The sequence below is a fragment of the Adonisia turfae CCMR0081 genome, from assembly GCF_011009555.1.
Lineage (GTDB): Bacteria > Cyanobacteriota > Cyanobacteriia > Phormidesmidales > Phormidesmidaceae > Leptothoe > Leptothoe turfae.
Map to the genome: position 1 here is coordinate 192391 of NZ_QXHD01000004.1, position 4967 is coordinate 197357.

Consider the following 4967-nt stretch of genomic DNA (forward strand, 5'->3'; position numbering starts at 1 on the left):
GAATCGCCTCGGGCGGCATTCATTGCCAACGGCTATCGCTACCATCGTCACAGCTTTAGAATCACCAGTGCCAATCGCCGTGTCCAGATGGCTGAAAACGGTGGGGCTAAAAAACTATTTGGGGGGGACTTTAAGATTCAGCCCAATGCCTATGGCGACTACACCTTAGTTAACCAGGTGCCCATAGAACTCTATCTGCGGGGTGTGGTGCCCCATGAGATCGGTCCCAGCGCACCCCAGTCTGCGGTGGAAGCCCAGGCGGTGTTAGCCAGAACCTATGCTTTGCGAAATCTGCGACGGTTTGCCATCGATAATTATGAACTTTGTGCTGACACCCAATGCCAGGTGTATCGCGGGTTGAGCGGTACGGTGGCCCGGGCAGATCGTGCGATCGCAGTGACCCAGGGTCAGGTGCTAACCCACAACGGCGAACTGATTGACGCGCTCTACTCCTCAACTACAGGCGGCATAACCGCCCGTTTTAGCGATGTCTGGAATGGGGCAGATCGTCCCTATCTGCAACCGGTGATTGACTCCCTGGCCACCAGCTGGGATCTCGCCGCTCGTCCCCTATCAGACGAAAACAACTTTCGATCTTTTATCAACCTACAAAGCCGCTTTAACGAAGACGACTGGCCCACTTTCCGTTGGCAGCGCTCCGGCACCTTGGAAGAAATCACCACGGGTGTTAAACAATACCTGACCAACCGCCAGAATCCCATGGCCAGCCTTAAAGCTGTTACTGGCCTCACCGTGACGGAACGCGCTAATACAGGCCGCGTCCAAACCGTTCTAGTCAACACCGACATCGGTGACTTTGAACTCCATAAAAACGAAGTTGTCAGCGCGTTGATCCCGCCCCGCAGTCAGCTCTTTTACCTGGAACCTCTGTATGGGGAGACTACGGATGAAGAGCAAACGAATAATGCTGGCGCAACAACAACCTCTGGGGAGACTGCCAATAGCACACCAACCACGCAGCCAACGCCTCCCGTACTTAAGGGCTATACCTTTGTGGGGGGTGGCTTTGGCCACGGAGTAGGCATGAGTCAGACGGGATCTTATCGCCTAGGCGAAAACGGCTGGCCTTACCAACGCATTTTGCAATTTTATTACCCCAATACTCAACTACTGCCCATTAGCAACGACATTGTGTTTTGGAATGAACCAGCAACAACGATCCCAACGCCAGCAACAAATACTGCGGTAGACACCGCCCCAGCAACACAAGACCCGGCATTTTCACTGCCTTAGCAATTTGGGCGTTGCTGATCCTCAGGGAGATGAATCTAAAAATATTAGTGTTCTACACGACTTGTCATGGCGGCAATAAAAATGCAGGCCCCCTGGTTAACAGGGAGCCTGCATTTTTAGTCTTTACCAACGGCTAGAACAACGTTCAGACCATCCGTCAATAGACAACAAACAAGATGGGGCTTAGTAAAGAGCCTCTTCCTGGTGAGTCTCGATAGTGCAGTCGGAAGTGGGATAGCAAACGCAAGTTAGCACGTAGCCAGCTTCGATCTGATCATCATCCAAGAAAGACTGGTCAGACTGGTCGATGCTTCCAGCAGTAATCTTACCAGCACAAGTGGAGCAAGCACCTGCGCGGCAGGAGTAAGGAAGATCAATACCCTGCTCTTCAGCTGCGTCGAGAATATACTCGTCATCAGCTACGTCGATAGTGGTGTTTAGACCTTCAGCCTCATTGACCAGAGTAACCTTAAAGGTTGCCATGCTAGTATCCTCTACTATTGCAGTGATTGTAATCCTGTCAACTCTCAATAGTTCCCATAAAGTGTTTAGTAAGGAATCTATCAGATCAACATCATTTCTGATACTACGAGAAAACCAGAATGCTGTGGTACTTTTCTCAAAGATGGCTGAATGGTATTCGTAATCGAATCGTGGCTTTTGCCATGGTTTTACTTATACTTCTTCTAATGAGAATACTCGTCAATATTGCCAAAAAGCTCTTCAGACAATAAATGCAGCGCTTTATCAGCACTGGCAAAGCGCTGCACACACCTTGATCAAGTTATCATTAATTAATCTTTTCATTAAAAAAACTTATAGTCCATTTTATCTGTATATTGTTGATAGTTAATCTCCATTTAGTCTGGGTTTCTTTTACTACAAAGGGTGTCCATAATATGACGGTCTTTGTAGTCTAATTAACCTTTCACAAAATTAGTTCAACCTACTCAAATAACGACTTCTCTTTTTGTAGAACGTCGTTGCCTAACCTTCACGTATCAATGGTTATTTACGCTGCCATCATTGGCACTGGCTTTGCCGCGCGTAAGCGTGTTGAGGCCCTTAGGGACATTCCACAGGTTCATTTAGTGGCTGTTGCTAGCCGCAATTTTGAGCGAGCTCAGCGTTTTGGGACAGAACAACAGGTAACAGCTAGCCGTATTGAGGAGCTATGGCATAGTCAACAGTTAGACCTGGTATTTATTTGCACCGTCAATACAGAGCATGGAAACCTGGTAAATCAGGCTTTAGAGCACAACAAACATGTTGTCGTTGAATATCCGCTGGCGTTAAATGTAGAACATGCCACACAGCTGGTGTCCCTCGCCCGCGAGCGTAAGCGACTGCTGCATGTCGAACATATTGAATTGATTGGCGGGTTGCATTTAGCCATGAAGCAGCATATCGCTGCGGTGGGTACCCCCCACTATGTGAACTATCGCACCTTGGCTCCTAAGGATCCCGCGCCTGATAAATGGAGCTATTGCTCGGAATTGCTGGGTTTTCCGCTGATGGCAGCTCTGTCTCGCATTCAACGCTTAACGGATTTATTAGGCTCGGTGGCACACGTCACCTGTCAGGGGAGCGTGCAACCAAACTCAGGTTACTTTCGCAGGTGTTTATATAGCGCTCAACTCCACTTTCACAATGGCACTTTAGCAGAACTCACCTATGGCAAGGGAGAAGGTCTATGGCGTCGTAGCCGCTACATAGAAGTGAGAGGAGACTTGGGCTGTCTAATATTTAATGGCAACCATGGCTGTTTAGTGACAAAGACTGGGGAACAGCCAATTGTGGCTGCCCCGCGTCAAGGGTTATTTCAAAAAGATACCCATTGGATAATGGAGCACTTGACCGAGGGGAAACCTCTCTATGTGCAACCTGAGGAGAGTTTATACTCCTTACGAATTGCCGCAGCATTGCAACAGGCGGCAGAGTCAGGGCAGCGAATCATGCTGTAAGGTCTAAGACCTAAGCAATCCATTAGCGATTAACCAAAACTCCTGGGCTCTCTTGTTCTGGCACTATGGTCTCCACGTCCATCTGAGCGCAATATTCAAGATCGGCTGTGTTATTCAAACGCAGCAAACGTTGACCATGGGTTGCCACATGCATCAGGTCTAGCATGCGGTGTTGCCATTGCTCATAGAGGCCTACGGCTGCAACAGCGGAGTCGTTGCCCGTGCATTCCACAAAGCTTTGGCCTGTTTTTTCCATCAGTGCATGGATAATCGCTCCAGCACATACGGTATCTTCTAAGGAGTACGTGCCTTCCCAGCCAGAACCCACCAACCAGACAGATTCAGGTTGCTCTTGCTTACGCAGGAGTTTGTCCACGACGGCCTGGCGCGTGGTTAGGGCAGCGGTCATGACTAACGGTGCAGCTTGAATTCGTTGCAGACAGCGGGTGCCGTTGGTGGTACTCATAAACAAGCGCCGACCCGCCGTACGCTCGGGATCATGATCGCGAGGGGAATTGCCCATGTCGAATCCATCTACTCGCTGACCACCACGTTCTCCCGCAAGAATACGTTTCTCAGAGGGCCATTGTTCGCTAGCTTTCACCAACTTATCTAAATCACTAAACACCTCGATGGCTTCAGCACCTGCTGCAAATGCGGCTGCCATGGTGGTAGTTGCCCTGAGGACATCAATTGAGATCGCACAGGCAGGCAGGGTATCAACTGGCGTCTCTTCTGGTGTGTGGTAAACGAATAATTTCACAAAAATTAAGAGCGGACAGACCTGACTATTCTATGCGGGAACGTACTCAAAAAATGTATGTGCTTATCAAATCCCTCCGACAAATCGTCCTGGATTTAATATTCCATGGGGATCGAACTGCTGTTTGATGGCTTTCATCATGTCCATAGCATTCCCGGTATAGCCCCAGGGCTCTATGGTTAGGGATGGAGGTGCTTGCAAAATTGTGAGATAGCCTTTGTGGGCGGTGCAGTGCGATCGCAATGTTTCTAGGGTACCAGCGACATCGTGGGCATCGGCAGACAGCGCAATTAACCCCAACCCACTGGCATTATGCAACCGAGCGAGCCAGCTTGAGGGGAACGTTTCTAGCAGCTGCAGTAAAGGGACTAGATGGGTGGGTAGCACCCCGATCTTACATAATACTTTGGTTGGACTGCCCAGCTGTAGTGCCAGGGAGGACCAGAAGGAACTATCTTCGGCAGGCTTACTCGTCAGTCCGGCTGTTTTAGCAATTGTTTCAAACCGTTCTACTTGCTCCTCGACACCGGCAGGAATACCTTGAAATCGACCTGCTAAGCGAACACCATTGTCTGTACCAATAAGATCCATGGCGCTGGACGTAATGCCCTGTAGCCGAGTTTGTAAGGCAGCTTCAGCGATCGCCTCAGCGGGTCCCGATAGCACAACGGTCTGGGATTGAACCGCCATGGGATATAGCCTGAGGGTCAACTGGCTGAGAATGCCCAACGTGCCATAGGCCCCGGTCATCAGCTTCATCAAGTCATAACCAGCCACATTTTTGACCACTCGGCCACCGGCTTTCACCACCTCACCGTCATAGCGCACAAACTGCACACCGATCACCGTATCCCGCACGCTGCCATAGCGCTGTCGCAGAGAACCGCCATCAGCAGTCGCTACAATGCCCCCCAACGTCGCCTGATCAGCATAGAGGGGGTCTACTGGCCAAAATTGGTTCTGAGGCTGTAATTTAGCCTGCAAAT

General features: G+C 49.9%; 5 protein-coding genes. 2 read left to right on the forward strand and 3 right to left on the reverse strand.

The window, feature by feature from the left end:
- Window positions 1-1254: SpoIID/LytB domain-containing protein (locus DXZ20_RS05050; RefSeq protein ID WP_163703405.1), on the forward strand; the 1254-nt coding region annotated here is incomplete at its 5' end.
- Between the two features lie 183 nt (window positions 1255-1437).
- Here DXZ20_RS05050 and DXZ20_RS05055 read toward each other — a convergent pair.
- Window positions 1438-1737, reverse strand: coding sequence for a ferredoxin (locus tag DXZ20_RS05055; protein WP_006513757.1), 300 nt, complete (start codon window positions 1735-1737; stop codon window positions 1438-1440).
- 521 nt (window positions 1738-2258) lie between these two features.
- Here DXZ20_RS05055 and DXZ20_RS05060 point away from each other — a divergent pair.
- Window positions 2259-3218, forward strand: coding sequence for a Gfo/Idh/MocA family protein (locus DXZ20_RS05060; RefSeq protein ID WP_163696819.1), 960 nt, complete (start codon window positions 2259-2261; stop codon window positions 3216-3218).
- 22 nt (window positions 3219-3240) lie between these two features.
- Here the strand turns inward: DXZ20_RS05060 and DXZ20_RS05065 are convergent, their stop codons facing one another.
- Both DXZ20_RS05065 and DXZ20_RS05070 read right to left on the reverse strand, forming a co-directional pair.
- Window positions 3241-3981: a 2-phosphosulfolactate phosphatase family protein gene (locus DXZ20_RS05065; protein ID WP_163660367.1), complete on the reverse strand. Its 741-nt coding sequence runs from the start codon at window positions 3979-3981 to the stop codon at window positions 3241-3243.
- Between the two features lie 66 nt (window positions 3982-4047).
- Window positions 4048-4967, reverse strand: a 920-nt coding sequence (locus DXZ20_RS05070; protein ID WP_250565633.1) for an FAD-binding oxidoreductase, incomplete at its 5' end; no start/stop codon positions are given.